A 20929-nucleotide genomic window follows, 5' to 3' on the forward strand; every position below is an offset into this window, starting at 1 on the left:
TCAGGGGGAAACAACAGGTGATTCCCTTTAAGTTTAGAAGCCCGACGAGTGTGATTTAGCGCAAAAATTTGATGATGATCTGCTTATTTTTTGAACGATGTAAATTGACAATTTGCTGACAGATCATAGACATAAAGGTGACTGATTTCCGGTGTGTTTTTGCGTTGGGCAGACAGTTATTTACCGTTGGGTCCGCAAAGGGTATCTTACGCCGCTGTTGAAAGGAGAATGCCATGACTGCCCAAAAGCCGGGATTGCACCCGCGTAACCGCCATAACAGCCGCTATGACATGAAAGCGCTGTGCCTGAGCTGCCCTCAGTTGCAGGACTTTATTGTACAGACGCCTGCGGGTGAACCCTCGGTCAACTTTGCCGATCCTCTGGCGGTCAAAACGCTGAACAAAGCGCTGCTGGCCCATTTTTATGGCGTGACGCACTGGGATATCCCCGAAGGCTTTCTCTGCCCACCCGTGCCTGGCCGCGCAGATTACGTCCATCACCTCGCCGATCTTCTTGCGGAAGGGAATGATGGCGTCGTTCCGCAGCAGGCGACAATCCTGGATATTGGCACCGGGGCAAACCTGATTTACCCGCTCATTGGCGCGCATGAATATCAATGGCGTTTTACCGGCAGTGAAATTGGCACCGAGGCATTCACCAGTGCGCAGGCGATTATTAACGCGAATCCAGGTTTAACCCGGGCGATCCGTTTACGTCGTCAGAAAGATGACAAATCCATCTTCAACGGCATTATTCATAAGAACGAACAGTACGATGCCACGATGTGTAATCCGCCGTTCCATGATTCTGCTGCCACAGCACGCGCGGGCAGCGAGCGTAAGCGCCGTAACCTGGGGCAGGCGGAAGATGCCGCACTGAACTTTGGCGGCCAGCAGCAGGAGCTCTGGTGTGAAGGAGGCGAAGTCGCGTTTATCCTGCGCATGATTGCAGAAAGTAAACAGTTCGGCCGTCAGGTGAAGTGGTTTACGTCGCTGGTGTCGCGCGGCGATAACCTGCCGCCGCTCTACCGCGCCTTGACCGAAGCCGGTGCGGTGAAAGTGGTGAAGAAAGAGATGTCGCAAGGCCAGAAACAGAGCCGCTTTATTGCCTGGACGTTTATGGACAATAACAAACGTCGCAAATAGTACCCCGTCGTAGGCCGGGTAAGGCGAAGCCGCCACCCGGCTCGGTTACAGCGTCGGCTCCTGCGGTGGGAGCGGCGATGCGGGCGGCGGCAATACCTGATACGTTTGCACCGGCATCCGCACATCCGCCAGATCAAAGTGCTTTTTCACCATGCTGTCGAGCGCAAAACGCACCGTCCACTGCTTCAGCGGCTGGGTAGTGAACGAGACGCGCAGGGTGAATGCGGTATTCGTCAGCCCGACAATCCCGGCAAACGACGGCTCACCGATCACCAGCCCGCGAATATCGTCCATCTGCATCAACTCTTCTACCGCATCCCGCAGCGCCTGCTTCGCTTTGTCCGCATCCTCGTGGCGATCCACATCGTAGTTCGCCACAACGGAACCAATCCCGCGCACGAAGTTGGCAAAGGTGGTAATCGATGACCACGGAATAATGTGATACGCACCGGTGTCCTGACGCACGCCGACGGAGCGGATGGACATTCGCTCAACGGTGCCGGTCAGCGGCCCGATGGTCACCAGGTCGCCCGTGTTCATCCCGTTCTCAAACTGAATAAAGATACCGGTAATAATATCCTTCACCAGCGTTTGTGAGCCGAAGGAGATCGCCAGCCCCAGCGCCCCGGCACCCGCCAGCAGCGGGGCGATATTCACGCCGATCTCCGAGAGCACAATCATGATGGTGATGGTGCTGATGATCACCGCCAGCGCGTTGCGGAACAACGTTAACAGCGTTCTTGCCCGCGCGCTGGGCAGGGGCCTGCCGTGAATATCGGACACCAGACGGTTTTCGATAAGGCTCGCCAGCAGCGTCCAGCCGACGGCGGAGAAGAACAGGATCAACGCGATACGAATCAGAATATCAACCGTTTTTTCACCCGCGCCGTTGTGCAGCCAGTTCCAGAAATCAAACAGTCCCCAGGCGTTCAGCAGCAGCATAATCGCCACGCAGACGGTCAGAATGCGCGCCACTTTGAGCGATACTGACATCCAGCCGTTCACCCGTTTTTGCAGTTCAGGGTAGTTCCGCTGCACCTGCGGCGACAGGGTGATGGTTTTCGAGATCCAGCGGGACAGCAGGCCAGACACAAAAGCCGCAACGCCGATAATCGCCAGGCTTTTGAACGTCGCCCCCATCATAAATTTCAGGCTATTTCCCGGGTCAAACAGCGAGAAGAAGCAGAGCACAATAAAGTAGGCGCTCGCCAGCCAGTGCCACACCAGCGCGAAGGCGCGGATAAACAGGCTGAAGAAGGAGAGGGAACGGTCGGCCAAATGCAGCAGGCTTTCGGTGATCGCCTTTTTATTGTGAAAGATAAGGTACAGCGACCAGACGGTAATACAGAGCATAATCAGCACGTTCGCCAGTGCGCCAAACTGCACGTTGACCTGGTTGGAGATGATTGGCACGGCCACCAGCAGGCCGTAGCCAATCAGGCCGCTGAGCACGCTTAACCGCACGGCCCAGTATTTCGCGCTCTCATCCTTAATATTAAAAGGGCGAAGTTCAGGCACGCGCGGGCAAAAGATGACGCGCAGCACCGCTTTAAAAAATTCGATGAGCGCAAATGCATTGAGGAAGAGCGCCTGCTGGAAGGCAATGGTTTTATTACCCGTATTGAGGCGATCGGCCAGGATCTGACCGACAAACAGCGTCAGCGCCAGCAGCAGTAAATCGATGATAAAGGCTCCGGCGACCATCGCCGGGAGATGCAGCCAGCTGCTTTTATGCTGGTTTTTTTTCCGCCCCCAGATACCCATCTTGCGGTACAGCGGCCAGGCACACAGGCGTACCAGCCAGTAAAAAATAAACACGCCGGCGGCCAGCATTAAAAACTGCGTTACGGCATTGGAAAAGGTCTGGGGATTAAAGGCCTTATGCGGAGAGCCAATCAGATTTCGGTAAAGCTGGGCAAAACGAGAGGAGAGGGCCTCTCCATAGTGGCGGCTCACGTCGGTGACGTTTTCCAGCACAGTTTTTTGCTCTTCCACCTGGGGCGGAGTGATGGCCGGAACGGCCTCCTGGGATGGCGTGGCGGCGACTTTACGAAGCTCACCGATTAACTCTTGCCGGGCGGCGTCGTTTTCCAGCACGTCGGCAAGGGCGCCGTAGGCGGCTTTTTTCTTTTCGACATCGGGCTCCGGTGGCGGCGTACTTTCCTTCGTCGCGGTGGTTCCGGTGGTGACGCCAGGGATCGCGACGGCGAACGCTGGCGTACTAAACAGGCTAATCAACAGCAACAGGATCCACGGCACGGCACCCTCCGGTGAAAATGTCGAACAAAATGATAAGTATAGAAGTCGAGGCGCGGAGGGGAATTTTTGGGAACAATCTGGCGTAAAAAAGCCGGGCAGGGCCCGGCTCGGGGTGACGCGAGGGATCAGGAGACGTGCTGGAGGAACTCCTGCAAACGCTGCCCTGGCGGGTTGGCAATAAGCTCTTGCGGGTTACCGTCCTGAGCAATACGGCCTTTATCAATAAAGATCAGGCGGGACGCTACTTTTTCAGCAAAGCCGATTTCGTGGGTCACGATCACCATCGTCATCCCTTCTTCGGCCAGATCCTGCATGACTTTCAGCACCTCGTGGCGCAGCTCCGGGTCGAGCGCGGAAGTCGGCTCATCAAACAGCATCATCTTCGGTTTCACCGCCAGCGCGCGGGCAATCGCCACGCGCTGCTGCTGGCCGCCGGACAGCTCGGAAGGGTAGTGGTGCGCACGTTCGGCCAGGCCGACCTTGGCCAGCAGATCTTTTGCCTGCGCTTCCGCCGCCGCTTTGCTCGCCCCGCGCACGCGCAGCGGGCCAAACATCACGTTTTCCAGCGCCGTGAGGTGCGGGAACAGGTAGAACTGCTGGAACACCATGCCCGCTTCCTGACGAATCAGACGCTCATCCACTTTCGGGTCATTGACCTTCAGGCCGTCGACGATCAAATCGCCGCTGGTGATCTCTTCCAGCTTGTTGATGCAGCGCAGCAGGGTGGATTTACCGGAGCCGGACGGCCCGATAATCACCACCACTTCGCCCTGTTTGATGCTCAAATCGATATTGTGCAGCACCTGGGTTGGGCCAAAGTGCTTGGAAACGTTTTTAAATTCAATCACAGGATTTTCATCCTTCTTTCAAGACGACGCAGAACGAAGCTCAGAACCAGAGTGATGATCAGATAGACAACGGCTACCGCACTCCAGATTTCCAGCGCGCGGAAGTTGCCCGCAATGATCTCCTGCCCCTGACGGGTCAGTTCAGCCACGCCGATAACAATGAACAGCGATGTGTCTTTAATGCTGATAATCCACTGGTTACCCAGTGGCGGCAGCATACGGCGCAGCGCCAGCGGCAGAATCACGTGGCGGATCGTTTCGCGACGGGAAAGCCCCAGTGCCAGACCCGCTTCACTGAAACCTTTATGAATCGACAGCACCGCACCGCGGGTGATTTCCGCGATGTAAGCGCCTGAGTTGATCATAATGGTCACGACGGCGGCGCTAAACGGGTCAATGCGCAGATCGTTGAAAGCCATTGGCAGGGCGAAGTAGATAAACATGACCTGCACGACAATCGGGGTGCCGCGGATCACTTCGATGAAAACCAGTGCGATGTGGTTTGCAATCCAGCCGCCGTAGGTGCGGGCGAAACCGGCGACAAGACCGATAATCAACCCGCCAACCAGACCCAGGACCGAAATCCACAGGGTCATTTTAGCGCCTTCAAGCAAGAGAGGAATGGCAGGCCAGATGGCGCTCCAGTCAAACTGCATGATGTATTCCTGTATACCGTGGTAAAAAACGAAAAACGTAGGCCCGGCAAGCGTGAGCGCCACCGGGCGTTACAAACCTGAATTCAGGTAAATTATTTAGGCTCGGTACCGAACCATTTTTTGTAGATTTCGTTATAGGTGCCGTTCTCTTTCAGGATTTTCAGCGCGCCGTTAACTTTCGTGCGCAGGTCGTCGCTGCCTTTCGGGAACGCGATACCGTACTGCTGTGCTTCCAGAGAATCACCGACCGCTTTGAACTTGCCGTTGCCCGCGGTTTTGATGAAGTACAGGATGTTCGGCGTATCGTGCAGAACGGCGTCAGCACGGTTGGTACCCAGTTCCATGTAGGCATTGTCGATGTTCGGGAACTGGCGCAGATCTTTGGTTTTGATATTCGCTTTCGCGTAATCAACGGAACCCGTACCGCTCTTCACTGCCACCACTTTACCGTCGAGATCTTTTACGCTTTTTACGTCGTTATTGTCGGCTTTCACCATCACCAGCAGGCCGCTTTTGTAGTAGCCGTCAGAGAAGTCGATCGCTTTTTTACGCTCTTCGGTAATCGTGATACCCGCCAGTGCCAGGTCAACGTTTTTGGTCTGCAGCGCAGGGATGATGCCGCTGAAGTCCATCGGTTTCAGTGTGTAGTCCAGTTTGAGTTCTTTTGCGACCGCAGCCCACAGATCCACGTCAAAACCAACGTATTTGTCACCCTGTTTGAATTCAAACGGAACGAACGCCGTGTCGGTCGCCACAACGAGTTTGTCGGCAGCCTGAGAGGACACTGCAAAAGCCAGGGTAAGTGCAGCCAGTGAAACTTTTAATACAGACTTCATAGCATTTCCTTTTATAACCACGGGGCGATCCCCTGCGAGAACGACAGGCACCATGAAAAAATCGTGCCAACTTTACAAGCTGTTGTTTTACAAAGGGGATGATGTCACGCATTGCACAAAAAATGGAGCAATGATGTCGTGTTGCACCAGCGTGAGGCACCATTTTGGTGCGACTCATTTGGCGTATCTGACGAGGTGATATTTAGCGCAGATTCTGACGGAAAAACAATCTTCCGTTAACGGTTGTGTGAGGTGATTATTACATTTCGTTCACTTTTGCAGGTGTGCAGTGCAAAAGTGCGCACCATAAATGTGCAAAACCCCCGCCAGAGGCGAGGGTGTCATCGGTAATTCGTATGGCTTATTCGATGTTAGATTCGATAAACCACAGGAATTGATCCAGGTCGCGAGAGGCGGCGGTGAAGATATCAGCCGTGTCTTCGTCTTTCGCTTCGCCGATGGCTTTACGCACGTCGTTCGCGACGATGGCATAACGGTCCGCCAGCTCTTTCAGGTGATCCTGAACGGTATGGATATCCAGCGGATAGCTTTTCAGAGGCGTTTTGCTGTTAATCACCTGCGTGGTCCCCAGCGCCACACCGCCTAACTGAACGGCACGTTCGGCCATCGTATCGAGGTGGGTAACCAGTGCTGTGCGGAAGCCATCCAGCATTTCATGAACGGCAATAAAGTTTGCACCGCGCATATTCCAGTGGGCCTGTTTGGTGATCAGCGAAAGATCGATGAACTGGATCACCTGGCGATTCAGCAACTCAATGGTCGCCTTTTTGTCGCTATCCGATACATCGTTACGGGTATAAAGCAGATTAGACGCTTTCGTTTTCACCAGTTTAGCGGTACTCATAATCTCATATCCTCTTGATGTTTGTGTCCCAGGTAATTACGGAACTAAGTATAGCACCGGATTTTTTGCCTGCGGTTTGGCTCTGCCTATCGGTTTAATAGCAAGAAGGATGTTGAGTTTGTATCATGATGAAAATAATGGGTTTTTATGAAATTGATACAGATCAATCTTAATTCTGAACGTACGGTTCGTAGCCCTGTGGATTATTTCGTGACGATGACAGTTTGTGTAACGAAATATGATAAGCGTGGAAGGCGCCTATATTCTGCATGGCGAGAAAGCCATGCAGAATATAGAGCATTAATTGATGTCAACTTTCTTCACTTTGGGTTCAGGGCGCATTGTCAGCGTTGATCCCATAGAGGCCGCGATAATGGAGCACAGTGCCAGCGTCTGGGTAAACGTCAGCGTTTCGCCGAGGAAGACCATCCCCGAGATAGCCGCCAGCGCAGGCTCCATGCTCATTAACGTACCGAAAATGCGTGTCGGCAAACGCGTCAGGGCTATCATCTCCAGAGAATAGGGGAGTGCCGTAGAAAGAATAGCGACCGCCAGCCCCACGGGCAGAATGGACCATTGCCATATGGATTCGGTGGCCTGCGCCATACCGAGGGGGACAAAGATGATGGCGGCAATTAGCGAGCCCAGCGCAACCGTGGCCGGACCGTGCTCCTCCCCGGCGCGTTGGCCGGTGAGGATATAGACAGCCCAGCAGGCACCCGCGCCCAGTGCCAGCGCGGCACCCGTCAGATCAATCTGCGCGACGCTCTGACCCAGCGGCAGCAGGAACCAGAGCCCCAGAACGGCTAACACGACCCAGATGAAATCCACCGGACGACGTGAAGAGAAGAGGGCAACCGCCAGCGGCCCCGTAAATTCAAGCGCGACGGCAATCCCCAGTGGGATGGTCTGAATAGAGAGGTAGAACATGTAGTTCATCGCGCCCAGCGCCAGCCCGTATAAAAGAAGCGGCAGTCGCTGCTCTTTTTTGAAACGCAGACGCCAGGGTTTAAAGATAACCACGAGGATCAGAGTCCCTAATGCAATACGCAGGGCCGTAACGCCCGGCGCTCCCACCAGAGGAAAGAGTGATTTTGCAAGCGACGCGCCACTCTGAATCGACAACATGGCGATCAGTATTACAGCGACCGGCATCCAGACCGATGACGTGCGGGATAACCCTGGCATCCTTTCTCCTGTCAATTTATGTCAAATAGGGTAAAAGCCGCAGTGTAATGGAAATATGCGCTCACGGTTGAGCTACTGTTGAAAAAAAACCAGGGAAAATCCGTAAAATAGATAAGCATTGCTGGTTTTATCGCCTGTCAGATTAGGAATAATCTGGATGAATGTAACGGCGATGGCGCGCACTATGACTATTTTGCGGCGAAAATTTAACGTAATTTGAATGAGATAGCTGATTCTGGAAACGTTCTGTTACAGGAAAGACCTCGTTAGACATTACGAATCACAAAGAGTTTCGCAAAATTTTTTGATATATTTAAAACTTACGGACTTACTTGAACACATTTGAGGTGGTTATGAAAAAAATTGCATGTCTTTCAGCACTGGCCGCAGTTCTGGCTGTTTCCGCAGGTACTGCTGTAGCTGCTACTTCTACCGTTACCGGTGGTTACGCTCAGAGCGATATGCAGGGCGTGATGAACAAAACTAACGGTTTCAACCTGAAGTATCGTTACGAGCAAGACAACAACCCGCTGGGCGTGATCGGTTCTTTCACTTACACCGAGAAAGATCGCACTGAAAACGGCACCTATAACAAAGGTCAGTACTACGGTATCACCGCTGGTCCTGCTTACCGCCTGAACGACTGGGCTAGCATCTACGGTGTTGTAGGTGTTGGTTACGGTAAATTCCAGCAGACTGAAAACGAAGGTCTGAACCGTACTGCAAGCAACAGCGACTACGGCTTCTCCTATGGCGCGGGTCTGCAGTTCAACCCAATCGAAAACGTTGCTCTGGACTTCTCCTATGAGCAGAGCCGTATCCGCAACGTTGACGTTGGCACCTGGATCGCGGGCGTAGGTTACCGCTTCTAATCACTTCGGTGAGCCAGTAAAAAATCCGCCCATTGTGGCGGATTTTTTTTAGAAGGTAAAAGCAAAACGGCAACCAGAGGTTGCCGTTTTTAGTGTTTGTACCCTCTCCCTGTGGGAGAGGGTCAAGGTGAGGGCATCAGACCGCACGAGACGGTAGAGATCACTTACTCTTAATATCAAAAATATCCGTACCCAGATGGTTATAGTCAACTTTCTGTAACTTGAAGTTGGTAACGTAAACTGGGGGGCCCTTCTTGTTTGAGACAAACGGGTAAGAAATTTTTATCTGCTCTGCAGCAATCCCCGTCCATTGTGAAAAGAAAGCCAGGAAATCATTCGCCGAACGACGCGCTTTGATGATGCGATGCTTTTTGTCGTCACTCGACAGCACCATAAAGGGCACCTGGAAGTTCTGCTGAAATGCATCGTCGTGCGCCAGGTACTGCACCTCTTTACCGCGCTCTTTAAACGCCAGCCCGTGATCGGAGAAATAGACCATCGAGAAACTGTCGCCCGTATTGCGCAGCTGGGCATAGAGCTTGCTGAGCAGGTCGTCGGTTTGCGTCATGGTGTAGAGATAGCATGATGTCTCTTTGGACTGCACAAACTCTGTGTACTTTCCGTTTGTACGATCGCACGCCTGAGGATGTGACCCCATCAGGTGCAGAACAATCAGCTGTGGCTGGGTGCGCTGCGTGGCAAAGACCTGTGCGGTCATTTTCAGCAATGCTTCATCTTTCGTGTTTTTGTCAGCTTCAAAATCACCGCTTTTCAGGAACTGAACCTCATCGGCACGCTTCGCAATACTGGCGATGGCGGTATCGTATTCGCCAATTTGCCCCTGGTTGGAGAACCACCATGTCTGGAACCCCGCGCGGTTTGCCAGCGTGACAAAGTTATCCTGATACTGCGGTTTGCCGTCGACCACACGGTTCAGGGTCAGACCGAGTGATTTCTGCGTCGAGCCGCTGGCCGCGACGTAATCGGTAAACAGGGCACCGTTAACCGAACTGGCAAACGGCGTGTTATCCCAGTGACCGCCAAAAGCACCGAGCGCATCGCGGCGCGCACTTTCGCCAATCACCACCACGTAGGTATGGTACTTTGGCTTCACGGCCAGAACGTTCCAGGTGTCTTTCATCGTGGAAAGTTCAGCCATACGCGCCTGCTCGTCGAGAACCTCTTTATTATTAACCACGACGTCTTTCACGAAGCGGAAAACCGGATAGCCGATATTGATGAGCCGTAGCTTACCGTCCCAGGGAATATTCTGGATGGGGCCGACAAACGCCACGGCAGTGCTGAACACCAGACAGAGTATTTCGATCTTACCCCAGGATTTTTTCTCGCCTGACTGACGACGGATGGCGATAACGCCCAAAGCGAAGATAAAGAGCCCGACCACGTAGCTGTACCACGGGAAGATCGTCAGGATCTCCGTCGACTCTTCCATATTGGTCGAATGCAGCGCCAGCAGGGTATTGAAGTTTGGCGCGCCGTAGGCCTGGCCAAACGGGAAATACATCGCAGCAACCAGCGAACAGACCCCGACCAATGCTTTCTGCACGCGCGGGGCACTCCGCCACAGCACGTGGAGCACGCAGGTAAATGCCACGGCGTAGAGCAGGCTAAACGGGTAGCCAAGCGCAAAGTTAATCAGCAGCGATTGTAGAAAGTAGAATCCCGTCCACGGGCTTAAGGCCCGGCTGCGGGTAACAAGTGTTTCTTTCAGGGTTAAGTTCATAGATCACTATCATGAAAACGCCATGTGCTCACCCTGGCGCCAAGGGTCAAAGCCTGCCTGACAGTGCGTGGAGAGGGAATGAGGGTCCGCTTCAGCGAGCCGCAAATGGTGCAGGGCTGCAAGAAGATAGTGCGAGCGTGAAATAAGGTCAACAGTTGCTAAACAGATGTTTTGCGAGGGAGACTGCAAATCCGTAAAAAAGATCGGGATTAAGGCGGCCAGAGGCCAGTTTACATGGGGTTTGTGACGGAAAAATGAAGCGGCGTACCGCGACGCCGCTTAGTGAGAAGATTTGTCATCCTGCTGCGGTTTGTTGTTAAACATATCGCACAGCATGTTCAACAGCATTAAGCGCACTTTAAAAGGAGAGTGGGTAAACACGTTCATACACCTCTTGAATTCATTCATGTGACCTCCTGATTTCTGATCCCTTCGATCCGTGAAGGGTGACTGCATTACATACAGATATAGCACAGGCTATATTGTATAGCTATGGCTAATTCGTTAATTTTTTGTGCTTGTAGAGCTATGGTTTACAATGTGCGCTCCGTTACAGGACGCTGGAAGCGTCACCCCCATTGAGGAAGCACAATGAACCGTCGCGCAGGTAAGCCAACTACAAAAAAAACGACGCAACTGGTGAATGTTGAAGAGCACGTAGAAGGGTTCCGTCAGGTGCGTGAAGCGCATCGCCGGGAGCTGATTGATGACTATGTGGAACTGATCTCCGATTTGATTCGTGAGGTTGGCGAAGCACGTCAGGTCGATATGGCCGCGCGGCTGGGGGTTTCCCAGCCAACGGTAGCCAAAATGTTAAAACGTCTGGCGTCAGTGGGCTTGATCGAGATGATCCCGTGGCGCGGCGTGTTTCTGACGGCAGAAGGCGAAAAGCTGGCGCAGGAGAGCCGCGAGCGTCATCAGATCGTGGAGAACTTTTTACTGGTACTGGGCGTCAGCCCGGAAATTGCCCGCCGGGATGCGGAAGGGATGGAGCACCACGTCAGTGAAGAAACGCTGGTGAAGTTCCGTGAATTTACACTCAAATATGGTTCTTCTGCTGAATGAACATCCCCGGCCTGCAAGCCCTGACGCGTGACCGTTTCTTTCATCTCTTACTGATTATTGGTGCAGGCTTAAGCCTCTTTGTCCCCTTTACCCCTCACGCCTGGCCTGCGGCCATTGACTGGCGCACGATTATTACCCTGAGCGGCTTAATGATGCTCACCAAAGGGGTAGAGCTAAGCGGCTACTTTGATGTTCTGGGACGCAAAATGGTGCGCCGTTTTGCCACCGAGCGCCGGCTGTCTCTGTTCATGGTCTTTTCCGCAGCGGTGCTGTCGACGTTTCTGACCAACGATGTCGCACTGTTTATCATCGTGCCGCTCACGCTCACGCTGCGTAAGCTCTGTGAAATTCCGGTCAGCCGTCTGATTATCTTTGAAGCGTTAGCCGTGAATGCGGGCTCGCTGTTAACACCCATCGGGAACCCACAAAATATCCTGCTTTGGGGCCGTTCGGGCCTGTCGTTTGCCGCCTTTACCTGGCAGATGGCCCCGCTGGCGCTGGTGATGATGCTATCCCTGCTGGCGGTCTGCTGGTTTGCCTTCCCGGATAAAAAACTGCAGTACCACAGCGGCACGACGGGCCCACAGTGGCAGCCGCGGCTGGTCTGGAGCTGTCTGGCGTTGTATATCGTCTTTTTGGTCGCGCTGGAGATGAAGGTTGAGCTGGCGGGCGTGCTGCTGGTTGCCGCCGGGTTTTTAGTGCTGTCGCGGCGGGTGCTGGTGAGCGTTGACTGGACGCTGCTGCTGGTCTTCATGGCGATGTTTATCGATGTCTATCTGCTCATCCAGCTGCCTGCACTGCAAAACGTGCTTCACGGCGTCAGCGGTCTGTCACAGCCGGGACTGTGGCTGACGGCGATTGGCCTGTCGCAGTTTATCAGCAACGTGCCGTCGACCATTCTGCTGCTCAACTATGTTCCGCCTGACACCCTTCTGGCCTGGGCGGTAAACATCGGCGGGTTTGGGCTATTGCCCGGTTCCCTTGCCAACCTGATTGCCCTGCGCATGGCCAACGACCGCCGCATCTGGTGGCGCTTCCATTTATGGTCGGTCCCGATGCTGATGTGGGCAGCCGCGATCGGTTTCGGACTATTCCTTCTCATATAGTGCGCTATTTGTCAGTTTATCCTGGCAAATGTATAGCAACGTCCTAGCTTTAGTGAACGGCATAGTGTGATGCCGCTCACTGACAGGACCGTTGCTGACTTATGGCTGAAGATCAAAACCCGCCTGCTGACGAGCAGGAAAACAACAATAATGCGCGCAAGCGCCCGGGCAAAAAACCGTTAATTATCCTCGGCGTTGTCGTGGTGGTAATGGTCGTCGTGGCGCTGGTCTGGTGGTTTTTGACCCGTAACGAAGAGACGACCGACGACGCCTTTACCGACGGTGACGTGGTGACCATTGCCCCCAAAACGGCGGGATACGTCACCGAGCTTCGCGTGCGTGATAACCAGCGCGTGAAGAAAGGGGATCTGCTGGTGGTTATCGATCCTCGCGATACCACGGCCCAGCGCGATCAGGCTCAGGCGCAGCTTGGGCTGGCGCTTGCTCAGCTCCACCAGGCGCAGGCACAGCTGGCGCTCTCGAAAGTGCAATATCCCGCCCAGCGTGACGAGGCCAAAGCGCAGGTGCTAAAAGCGCAGGCCGATATGGCGAACGCCCAGGCGGAGTACCGCCGTCAGCGCGGCGTTGACCCGCGTGCGACCACGCAGCAAAGTATCGATTCTGCGAATGCCCAATTGCGCAGTGCGCAGGCCGGACTGGCCAGCGCCCAGGCGCAGCTGGAAGTGGCGGAGCAGGTACAGCTACAAATCCGTCAGCAGGAAACCAACGTTGAAGCCCGCGAACGTCAGGTCGATCAGGCCAAAGCGCAGCTGGAAAACGCGAACCTGAATCTCTCTTATACCGAAGTCCGCGCCCCGTTCGACGGCTTCGTCACCAAACGCAACGTACAGCCCGGCACGCTGGTGCAGGCGGGTACGGCGCTGTTCTCACTGGTCTCCCCGAACGTGTGGGTGGTGGCGAACTTCAAAGAGTCGCAGCTGGAGCGCATGAAGCCCGGTGACAAGGTCAGCGTCTCCGTGGATGCCTGGCCGGACATGGAACTTGAAGGCCACATTGACAGCATCCAGCAGGGCAGCGGTTCGCGCTTCTCCGCGTTCCCGTCGGAAAACGCCACCGGTAACTTTGTCAAAATCGTCCAGCGCGTGCCGGTGAAAATCGTGATTGATAAGGGGCTGGATCCGAACAGGCCGCTGCCGCTGGGGCTGTCGGTTGAACCGAAGGTGACGGTGGAATGACGGACCACAGCCACGATAGCTGGAAGCCCGCCAGCAACCCGTGGGCGGTGGCAATTGTCGTCACCCTCGCGGTGTTTATGGAAATTCTGGACACCACCATCGTCAACGTGGCGCTGCCGCACGTGGCCGGGTCGCTCTCGGCCAGCTATGACGAATCCACCTGGGTACTGACCAGCTACCTGGTGGCGAACGGCATCGTGCTGCCCATCTCGGCCTTCCTCAGTCGCCTGTTTGGCCGCAAGCAGTTCTTCTTAATCTGCATCGTGATGTTCACCATCTGCTCGTTTCTGTGCGGCATCGCCACCGAGCTGTGGCAGATCATCCTGTTCCGCGTGATGCAGGGCTTCTTTGGCGGCGGGCTGCAGCCCACGCAGCAGTCGGTGCTGCTCGACTACTTCAAGCCGGAGGACAGGGGCAAGGCCTTTGGTCTGTCGTCCATCGCCATCATCGTTGCACCGGTGCTTGGCCCGACGCTGGGTGGCTGGATCACCGACAACTACTCCTGGCGCTGGGTGTTCTTTATCAACATTCCGGTGGGGATTGTGACGGTGCTGGCGATCTACCAGCTGCTGGAAGATCCGCCGTGGGAGAGCAAATCAAAAGAGAAGCTGACCGTCGACTGGACGGGGATCGGCCTGATCGCCCTCGGCCTGGGCTGCCTGCAGGTGATGCTTGACCGGGGTGAAGATGACGACTGGTTCTATTCGAACTTTATCCGCACCTTCGCGGTGCTGACGCTTATCGGCATTATCGGCGCGATTTACTGGCTGCTGTATGCCAAAAAACCGGTGGTGGATCTGCACTGCATGAAGGACCGCAACTTCGCCATTTCCAGCCTGTTAATGGCAGGGATGGCGATGATCCTGTACGGCAGCTCGGTGGTGATCCCGCAGTTGGCGCAGCAGGACCTGGGCTATACCGCCACCTGGTCAGGGCTGGTGCTTTCGCCCGGTGCGGTGTTGATTGTGTTAACCATCCCGCTGGTGCTGAAGCTGATGCCGGTGGTGCAGACGCGCTGGATTATTGCATTTGGTTTTACCTGTCTGGCGGTGTCGTTCTTCTGGTCGCGCACGCTGACGCCGGATATCGACTTTGAAACGCTGGTGCTGTTCCGCAGCGCCCAGTCGATTGGGCTGGGGTTCCTGTTTGTGCCGCTGACCACCATTGCCTTTATCTCGATACCGAGGCGGCTCAATGCCGACGCGGCGGCGCTGTTTACCATGTTCCGCAACGTGGCCGGTTCGATTGGGATTTCGCTCTCGACGGCGGCGATAACCGAACGCGCGCAGGCGCACAGCGCCCATCTGGCGTATCACGCTTCACCGTTTAACGAACAGTTTCAGCTGGCGATTCGCGAAAGCGCTCAGGCGATTCAAAACTTCACCACCCAGGTGGGCGACCCTACGGGAATTGCCACCGGGCGCATGTACCAGACCATGATCGAGCAGTCGCGCTTCCTGGCCTACATCGACGTTTTCACCCTCCTGAGCGCGGTGGCCTTTTTACTGATCCCATTTTGTTTGTTGCTCTCGCCGGTTAAGAGCGAGGGGAGTGCAGGAGCACATTGATGATACACAGACGTTTACACCCCCTGATGATAATGATGCTGCTGGTGGGCTGTGCCGTCGGGCCTGACTACCAGCAGCCCGCACCGCCTGCCGTCACGCACTGGAACGATAAGGGCGACGGCGGGGTGAAATCGCAAACCACCTCCGCCGCGACCAACCCGCGCTGGTGGAAGACCTTCGGTTCGCCGCAGCTCGACAGCCTGGTTGAACGCGCCATCGCGGGAAACCTGACGCTGCAGCAAACGGTGCTGCGCATCGCCGGGGCGCGTGAACAGATTAACCAGGCGGGCGGCGCGTTTTATCCGTCGGTGAACGGTAATCTGCAGGCGACGCGCCAGCAGCTTGGGCTGGAAGGGGAGCTAAAATCCCACGGCGTTTACGACCAGCTGGATAACGTCGATCCTGAACTCAGAGGCGCGCTGGGGCCGCTGACGCAGCCGATCAATCTCTACCAGGGCAGCTTCGACGCCCAGTGGGAAATCGACCTGTGGGGCAAGGTGCGCCGTCAGGTGGAGGCCGCCGAAGCGCAGCAGAAAGCGGCGATAGAGCAGCGCAACGACGCGCTGGTGTCGCTGGAGGCCGAAGTGGCCCGGGCGTGGCTCCAGCTGCATGGGGCGCAGAGCATTATCGCCACGCTGAACACACAGATTGAGAGCGCCCGGCAGACGCTGGATCTGACCGAAAGCCGCCAGCGCGGCGGGTTGTCTCCGCAGATGGATGTGGAAAACGCCCGGGCGCAGCTGGGGAATCTTGAAGCGCAGCTGCCGCAGTACCAGGCGCAGGAGCGGCAGGCGATGAACGGCCTGGCGATCCTGCTTGGCAAGCCGCCGGGCGCGCTGGATGCGGAACTGCAAAGCGTGCAGCCGATGCCTGCCCTGCCGGATATTGTGCAAACGGGCATCCCGTCGACGCTGGCGCGCCGTCGTCCGGACGTGCGCGAAGCGGAGGCGAACCTTCACGCTGCCACGGCACAAATCGGCGTCTCGGTGGCGGAGCTGTTCCCGAGCTTTACGCTCTCCGGGCAGTTTGGCCTGCGCAACAGCGAAACTAACTGGCTGACCGACTGGAGCAGCCACTTCTACAGCTTCGGTCCGCAGGTCTCCATTCCTATTTTCCAGGGTGGACGGCTGGTTTCCAGCGTCAAGGTGGCGCGTGCGCAGCAGGGCGCAGCGGTGCTGGACTATCGCCAGACGGTGCTGACCGCGCTCGGGGATGTGGAAAACGCGCTGGTGAGCTATCGCACCGACCAGCAGCGTGAAGCGGGCCTCGCGAAGACCATCGACGCGCTGCAAAACGCGTTCGACCTGGCAAGCGACAGCTACCGACAGGGGATTGCCAGCTTTATCGACGTGCTGGACGCCCAGCGTCAGCTTGCGCAGGCCCAGCAGCAGCGCGCACAGGCGCAGGTGCAGAGCGCGCTCGATCTGGTGGCGCTCTACAAAGCTCTGGGCGGCGGCTGGGAACCGTATCAGCAGGTGCAATTACCGGACTACAACGTCTTTGGCGACGCCCCGCGCGGATAAATTCAGAGGATTGGGCAAGAAACGGACAGGAACGCCACATTCGCGATGGTTGAGGGGCGGGTATAACTATCGGGTACCCAATCGACATGCGAGGAATCACTTATGCGTTATCAAAAACTGGGCAACACCGGACTGTTTGTTTCTGAACTGTGCCTCGGCACCATGACCTTCGGCGGTGAAGACGGCATGTGGGGCAAGATTGGCCAGCTTAAGCAAAACGAAGCCGAGCAGCTGGTGGGCCGCGCGCTGGACGCGGGCATCAACTTCATCGATACCGCCGACGTCTATTCGGAAGGGCGCTCGGAGACGATACTCGGGCAGGCGCTGAAAAACCTGAACGTCCCGCGCGAAAATGTGGTGGTGGCCACCAAGGTGTTTGGCGAAACGGGCACCGCCGGGGTGAACTCGCGCGGCAGCTCGCGCTATCACATCATCAGCAGCGTGAAGGAGAGCTTGCGCCGCCTGCAGCTCGATCATATCGATCTCTACCAGCTTCACGGCTTTGACCCCGCAACACCGATTGAAGAGACGCTCTACGCGCTGGATAACCTGGTGCAGCATGGCCACGTGCGCTACATCGGCGTTTCTAACTGGGCGGCGTGGCAGATAGCCAAAGCGTTGGGCATTTCGGCGCGTCTGGGGCTGGCGCGTTTTGCGTCATTGCAGGCGTACTACACCATCGCCGGGCGCGATCTGGAGCGTGAACTGGTGCCAATGATGCAGAGCGAAGGCGTTGGGCTGATGGTCTGGAGCCCGCTGGCGGGCGGCCTGCTGAGCGGAAAATATGGCCGCGACGGGACGAGCGAAACCGGCGGCCGCCGTCTGGAGTTCGACTTCCCGCCGGTGAATAAAGATCGCGCCTTCGACTGCGTGGACGTGATGCGCACTATCGCCGAAAGCAAGGGTGTCTCCGTCGCGCAAATCGCGCTGGCGTGGCTGCTGCACCAGAAAGCGGTAACCAGCGTGATTATTGGCGCGAAACGCGTCGATCAGCTGGACGACAACATTGCCGCAACAGGGATCCGACTGAGCGAAGACGAGCTTAAGCAGCTGGATGCGGTGAGCGCGCTGCCGCGCGAGTATCCGGGCTGGATGCTGGAGCGCCAGGGAGAATATCGCCGTAACCAGCTCGCACAACAGTAACCTTCCTTTTCCCCGGCGGCGCTTTGCTTACCGGGGCTTTTTTTCCCGCACTGCTCACAAAAAACGATCCTCCTCTTTGATCCAAATTTCATCTTTGCCTATATGACTAGTCATGAAATTTTAAATGACTAGTCATATAGGGAGAGACCATGAACAATTCACTGCCAGCCAACTTTTTATGGGGCAACTCGGTGTCCAGCATGCAGACGGAAGGGGCCTGGAACGAGGGTGGGAAAGGGATGTCGGTGTATGACATTCGCGAAGCCGGGGAAAATATCTCCGACTGGAAAGTGGCGACCGACTCCTACCATCGCTATCGGGAAGATTTCGATCTGATGCAGGATCTGGGCATGAACTGCTACCGCTTTCAGATTTCATGGAGCCGCGTCTGCCCGCAGGGCGACGGCGATTTTAACGACGAGGGCATCGCGTTTTACGACCGTTTTATCGACGATCTGATCGCACGCGGCATCGAGCCGATGGTTTGTCTCTACCACTTCGATATGCCGCTGGCGCTGGCGCAGGAGTACAACGGCTTCAATGACCGCCGCGTAATGGACGCCTTCATCCGCTACGGTAAAAAGATGATCGACTGCTATGGCGACCGCGTGAAGTACTGGCTGACCTTCAACGAGCAGAACATCTTCCATATGCCGGAAGCGTTTCGTATTTCGGGCTATATGAAAGGCGAGCAAACCCTGCGCGAACTGTACGAACTGCAGCACCATACGATGGTGGCGCACATGTCGCTGACCGAGTATCTGCACCAGACCAAACCGGGCCAGTTGATGGGCGGCATGCTGGCACATCAGCTCATCTACCCGGCCACCTGCAAACCGCGCGATATCTTCTGCGCCCAGCAGTATGACGAGTTCCTCAACCAGAATCTGCTGCGCGTCTTTGCCGGTCAGGGCTACAGCCCGGCGGTGATGGCGGTGGTGGAGCAGGAAGGCTTTGGCGATATCTATCGCGCCGAAGATTTAGCTCTGTTTGCGCGCACCAAAAACGACTATATGGCCTTCAGCTACTACGCCAGCAAAACGCTGGACAGTGATGCGATCCCGGAAGGCACGCCGGTGAACTATTACCTGCTTCACGGCGAGAAAAATAACCCGTACCTGAAGGCCACCGAGTGGAACTGGCAGATCGATCCGCTGGGCTTTCGCACCATCATCACCCGCTACGCCAACGACTGGCGGATGCCGGTCTTCCCGATTGAGAACGGCATTGGGGTGATTGAATCCTGGGACGGCGTGAACCCGATTGATGACACCTACCGCATCGACTACCACCGGGCGCATATCGATGCCATGAAGGAGGCGATGTTCGAGGACGGGGCGGAGGTCATTGGCTACCTTGGCTGGGGCTTAATCGACATTCTGAGTTCCCAGGGCGACATGCGTAAGCGCTATGGCGTGGTCTATGTCAACCGGGAAAACCACGACCTGAAAGACCTGAAGCGCGTGCCGAAGAAGAGCTATGCGTGGTTAAAACAGGTTATCCATACCAACGGACGCGAGATGTAAGCCGTACGCTGCCGGGCCGTTTTTGTGACTGATTGATGGGAACTATCCGCTATGTCTGAAACAAAAATAACACCGCACATGCAGTCCTTTGTCGATAAATTTGTTGAGTTCTCGGCGCGCCTGGCAAACCAGGTGCACCTGCGCTCCCTGCGCGACGCCTTCGCCACGGTGATGCCGATTTTCATCCTCGCCGGTCTGGCGGTGCTGGTGAACAACGTGGTGTTTCCGTGGATTTTTCACGGTGACACGCTCGTGCAGTTTAAGGTGTGGGGCGAGGCGATTATCAACGGCACGCTGAACATCGCTGCGCTGCTGCTGGCCCCGATGATTGCCTGGTCGCTGGCGCGCAACAAAGATTTCGACAATCCGGTCTCGGCAGTGGTTATCGCCGTCAGCAGCTTCATCATCATGATGCCGATGCGCCTGCAGATTACGCCCGTCGGCAGCGACGCCGCGGTGAACGTCACCCAGGTGCTGACGTTCGCCAATATTGGCTCAACCGGGATTTTCGCTGGGGTGCTGATCGGGCTGCTTTCAACAGAAGTGTTTATCGCCATCTCGCGGCTGAAGGCGCTGCACATTTCCCTCGGGGAAAACGTGCCGCCGGCGGTGAGCAAATCCTTTACCGCGCTGATCCCGACCATTCTCACGCTTTCGCTGTTCGCAGTGCTGGCGGCCATACTGGCAAACGTGCTGCACACGGACCTGATCCATCTTATTACGACCTTTATCCAGCAGCCCCTGCGGCTGATCAACACCAGCCTGCCGGGGACGATTTTCATCTACAGCTTCGGTAACTTCCTGTTCACGCTGGGTATTCACCAGTCGGTGGTGAACAGCGTGGTGCTGGAGCCGTTCCTGCTGATTAACACCAACGAGAACATGCTGGCCTTCGCCAACGGTCAGCCCATCCCGCATATCATCAATAACATCTTCGTGCCGACGTTCGGCATGGTGGGCGGCACGGGCAGCACGATATCGCTGCTGATCGCCATCTTTATCTTCTCCCGACAAAAATCGGCGAAGCAGGTGGCGCGTCTGTCGCTGGCGCCCGGCTTATTCAACATCAACGAGCCGGTGATCTTCGGCCTGCCGATTGTCTTTAACCTGCCGCTGATGATCCCGTTTGTGCTACTGCCCGCCATCGGCATCTATTTCGCCTGGCTCTGCACTACGCTGGGGCTAATGTCGCGCTGCGTGGTGATGATCCCGTGGACCACGCCGCCAATTCTGAGTGCCTGGCTGGCGACGGCGGGGGACTGGCGGGCGGTGGTGGTGCAGTTGGCAATCATTGTATTTGGTGTATTCTTCTACCTGCCTTTCCTCAAGATTGCCGAGAGAGTGGCGTTGAAAAACAGCGGGATAGAAAACTAACAGAAAGGAAGGACG

At 55.9% G+C, this 20929-nt stretch carries 18 protein-coding genes; 10 read left to right on the plus strand and 8 right to left on the minus strand.

What is annotated here, in order from left to right; genetic code table 11:
- The first annotated feature begins 233 nt into the window (after positions 1 to 233).
- Positions 234 to 1145 carry a 23S rRNA (adenine(1618)-N(6))-methyltransferase RlmF gene (gene rlmF / locus ACTJJA_RS02730; protein WP_440666047.1) on the plus strand — a complete coding sequence of 304 codons (912 nt, stop codon included), beginning with the start codon at positions 234 to 236 and terminating at the stop codon, positions 1143 to 1145.
- A gap of 45 nt (positions 1146 to 1190) precedes the next feature.
- On the opposite strand, the gene ybiO is transcribed toward rlmF, so the two are convergent.
- The 6 genes from ybiO to rhtA all read right to left on the minus strand — a co-directional run bounded on the left by ybiO (position 1191) and on the right by rhtA (position 7797).
- Positions 1191 to 3404 carry a mechanosensitive channel protein gene (gene ybiO / locus ACTJJA_RS02735; protein WP_440666049.1) on the minus strand — a complete coding sequence of 738 codons (2214 nt, stop codon included), beginning with the start codon at positions 3402 to 3404 and terminating at the stop codon, positions 1191 to 1193.
- Positions 3405 to 3529: 125 nt separating this feature from the next.
- Positions 3530 to 4252 (minus strand): glutamine ABC transporter ATP-binding protein GlnQ, encoded by a 723-nt coding sequence (gene glnQ, locus ACTJJA_RS02740; protein ID WP_089598967.1) that lies wholly within the window; start codon positions 4250 to 4252, stop codon positions 3530 to 3532.
- Positions 4249 to 4908, minus strand: a complete 660-nt coding sequence (gene glnP / locus ACTJJA_RS02745; RefSeq protein WP_010428919.1) for a glutamine ABC transporter permease GlnP — start codon at positions 4906 to 4908, stop codon at positions 4249 to 4251. Before glnP ends, glnQ begins: the two co-directional genes overlap by 4 nt.
- Before the next feature lie 92 nt (positions 4909 to 5000).
- Entirely contained in the window at positions 5001 to 5744 is a 744-nt protein-coding gene (glnH, locus tag ACTJJA_RS02750; RefSeq protein ID WP_256459878.1) for a glutamine ABC transporter substrate-binding protein GlnH, read from the minus strand.
- 361 nt (positions 5745 to 6105) lie between these two features.
- On the minus strand, positions 6106 to 6609 hold the full coding sequence (gene dps, locus ACTJJA_RS02755; RefSeq protein ID WP_010428924.1) for a DNA starvation/stationary phase protection protein Dps: 504 nt from the start codon (positions 6607 to 6609) through the stop codon (positions 6106 to 6108).
- 300 nt (positions 6610 to 6909) lie between these two features.
- Entirely contained in the window at positions 6910 to 7797 is an 888-nt protein-coding gene (gene rhtA, locus ACTJJA_RS02760; RefSeq protein ID WP_010428927.1) for a threonine/homoserine exporter RhtA, read from the minus strand.
- A gap of 353 nt (positions 7798 to 8150) precedes the next feature.
- On the opposite strand from rhtA, the gene ompX reads away from it, so the two are divergent.
- Positions 8151 to 8669, plus strand: coding sequence for an outer membrane protein OmpX (ompX, locus tag ACTJJA_RS02765; RefSeq protein ID WP_010428930.1), 519 nt, complete (start codon positions 8151 to 8153; stop codon positions 8667 to 8669).
- A gap of 160 nt (positions 8670 to 8829) precedes the next feature.
- On the opposite strand, the gene ACTJJA_RS02770 is transcribed toward ompX, so the two are convergent.
- Together ACTJJA_RS02770 and mntS are read right to left on the minus strand one after the other, a co-directional pair.
- A complete protein-coding gene (locus ACTJJA_RS02770; protein WP_440666053.1) occupies positions 8830 to 10413 on the minus strand; it encodes a phosphoethanolamine transferase in 1584 nt (527 codons plus the stop codon).
- A 279-nt stretch (positions 10414 to 10692) separates the two neighbouring features.
- A complete protein-coding gene (gene mntS / locus ACTJJA_RS02775) occupies positions 10693 to 10821 on the minus strand; it encodes a manganase accumulation protein MntS (protein ID WP_042718971.1) in 129 nt (42 codons plus the stop codon).
- 183 nt (positions 10822 to 11004) lie between these two features.
- Here mntS and mntR point away from each other — a divergent pair, with 183 nt between their 5' ends.
- The 8 genes from mntR (at position 11005) to ACTJJA_RS02815 (ending at position 20914) form a co-directional block, all read left to right on the plus strand.
- Positions 11005 to 11478, plus strand: a complete 474-nt coding sequence (mntR, locus tag ACTJJA_RS02780) for a manganese-binding transcriptional regulator MntR (RefSeq protein WP_010428939.1) — start codon at positions 11005 to 11007, stop codon at positions 11476 to 11478.
- Positions 11475 to 12584 carry an anion transporter gene (locus ACTJJA_RS02785; protein WP_042718972.1) on the plus strand — a complete coding sequence of 370 codons (1110 nt, stop codon included), beginning with the start codon at positions 11475 to 11477 and terminating at the stop codon, positions 12582 to 12584. Before mntR ends, ACTJJA_RS02785 begins: the two co-directional genes overlap by 4 nt.
- 101 nt (positions 12585 to 12685) lie before the next feature.
- Positions 12686 to 13780 carry an HlyD family secretion protein gene (locus ACTJJA_RS02790; protein WP_010428945.1) on the plus strand — a complete coding sequence of 365 codons (1095 nt, stop codon included), beginning with the start codon at positions 12686 to 12688 and terminating at the stop codon, positions 13778 to 13780.
- A complete protein-coding gene (locus tag ACTJJA_RS02795) occupies positions 13777 to 15348 on the plus strand; it encodes a DHA2 family efflux MFS transporter permease subunit (RefSeq protein WP_042718973.1) in 1572 nt (523 codons plus the stop codon). Before ACTJJA_RS02790 ends, ACTJJA_RS02795 begins: the two co-directional genes overlap by 4 nt.
- Positions 15348 to 16871: an efflux transporter outer membrane subunit gene (locus ACTJJA_RS02800; RefSeq protein ID WP_440666057.1), complete on the plus strand. Its 1524-nt coding sequence runs from the start codon at positions 15348 to 15350 to the stop codon at positions 16869 to 16871. The genes ACTJJA_RS02795 and ACTJJA_RS02800 overlap by 1 nt, the downstream gene beginning before the upstream one ends.
- 102 nt (positions 16872 to 16973) lie before the next feature.
- Positions 16974 to 18014, plus strand: a complete 1041-nt coding sequence (locus ACTJJA_RS02805) for an aldo/keto reductase (RefSeq protein ID WP_214594333.1) — start codon at positions 16974 to 16976, stop codon at positions 18012 to 18014.
- Positions 18015 to 18163: 149 nt separating this feature from the next.
- Positions 18164 to 19540, plus strand: coding sequence for a glycoside hydrolase family 1 protein (locus ACTJJA_RS02810; RefSeq protein ID WP_440666059.1), 1377 nt, complete (start codon positions 18164 to 18166; stop codon positions 19538 to 19540).
- 51 nt (positions 19541 to 19591) lie between these two features.
- On the plus strand, positions 19592 to 20914 hold the full coding sequence (locus ACTJJA_RS02815; protein WP_089598971.1) for a PTS sugar transporter subunit IIC: 1323 nt from the start codon (positions 19592 to 19594) through the stop codon (positions 20912 to 20914).
- Positions 20915 to 20929 lie beyond the last annotated feature (15 nt).

This window comes from Enterobacter sp. 22452 (genome assembly GCF_052045065.1).
Taxonomy (GTDB): Bacteria; Pseudomonadota; Gammaproteobacteria; order Enterobacterales; family Enterobacteriaceae; genus Enterobacter; species Enterobacter mori.

Excerpts from the sequence above, each read along its gene's own strand:
- rhtA (WP_010428927.1), bottom strand. The coding sequence starts at position 7,797 with ATGCCAGGGTTATCCCGCACGTCATCGGTCTGGATGCCGGTCGCTGTA.
- mntS (WP_042718971.1), bottom strand. The coding sequence starts at position 10,821 with ATGAATGAATTCAAGAGGTGTATGAACGTGTTTACCCACTCTCCTTTT.
- ACTJJA_RS02805 (WP_214594333.1), top strand. The coding sequence starts at position 16,974 with ATGCGTTATCAAAAACTGGGCAACACCGGACTGTTTGTTTCTGAACTG.
- ACTJJA_RS02810 (WP_440666059.1), top strand. The coding sequence starts at position 18,164 with ATGAACAATTCACTGCCAGCCAACTTTTTATGGGGCAACTCGGTGTCC.
- ACTJJA_RS02815 (WP_089598971.1), top strand. The coding sequence starts at position 19,592 with ATGTCTGAAACAAAAATAACACCGCACATGCAGTCCTTTGTCGATAAA.
- dps (WP_010428924.1), bottom strand. The coding sequence starts at position 6,609 with ATGAGTACCGCTAAACTGGTGAAAACGAAAGCGTCTAATCTGCTTTAT.
- ACTJJA_RS02785 (WP_042718972.1), top strand. The coding sequence starts at position 11,475 with ATGAACATCCCCGGCCTGCAAGCCCTGACGCGTGACCGTTTCTTTCAT.
- mntR (WP_010428939.1), top strand. The coding sequence starts at position 11,005 with ATGAACCGTCGCGCAGGTAAGCCAACTACAAAAAAAACGACGCAACTG.
- ACTJJA_RS02770 (WP_440666053.1), bottom strand. The coding sequence starts at position 10,413 with ATGAACTTAACCCTGAAAGAAACACTTGTTACCCGCAGCCGGGCCTTA.
- ACTJJA_RS02790 (WP_010428945.1), top strand. The coding sequence starts at position 12,686 with ATGGCTGAAGATCAAAACCCGCCTGCTGACGAGCAGGAAAACAACAAT.
- glnH (WP_256459878.1), bottom strand. The coding sequence starts at position 5,744 with ATGAAGTCTGTATTAAAAGTTTCACTGGCTGCACTTACCCTGGCTTTT.
- glnP (WP_010428919.1), bottom strand. The coding sequence starts at position 4,908 with ATGCAGTTTGACTGGAGCGCCATCTGGCCTGCCATTCCTCTCTTGCTT.
- ompX (WP_010428930.1), top strand. The coding sequence starts at position 8,151 with ATGAAAAAAATTGCATGTCTTTCAGCACTGGCCGCAGTTCTGGCTGTT.
- ACTJJA_RS02800 (WP_440666057.1), top strand. The coding sequence starts at position 15,348 with ATGATACACAGACGTTTACACCCCCTGATGATAATGATGCTGCTGGTG.
- rlmF (WP_440666047.1), top strand. The coding sequence starts at position 234 with ATGACTGCCCAAAAGCCGGGATTGCACCCGCGTAACCGCCATAACAGC.
- ACTJJA_RS02795 (WP_042718973.1), top strand. The coding sequence starts at position 13,777 with ATGACGGACCACAGCCACGATAGCTGGAAGCCCGCCAGCAACCCGTGG.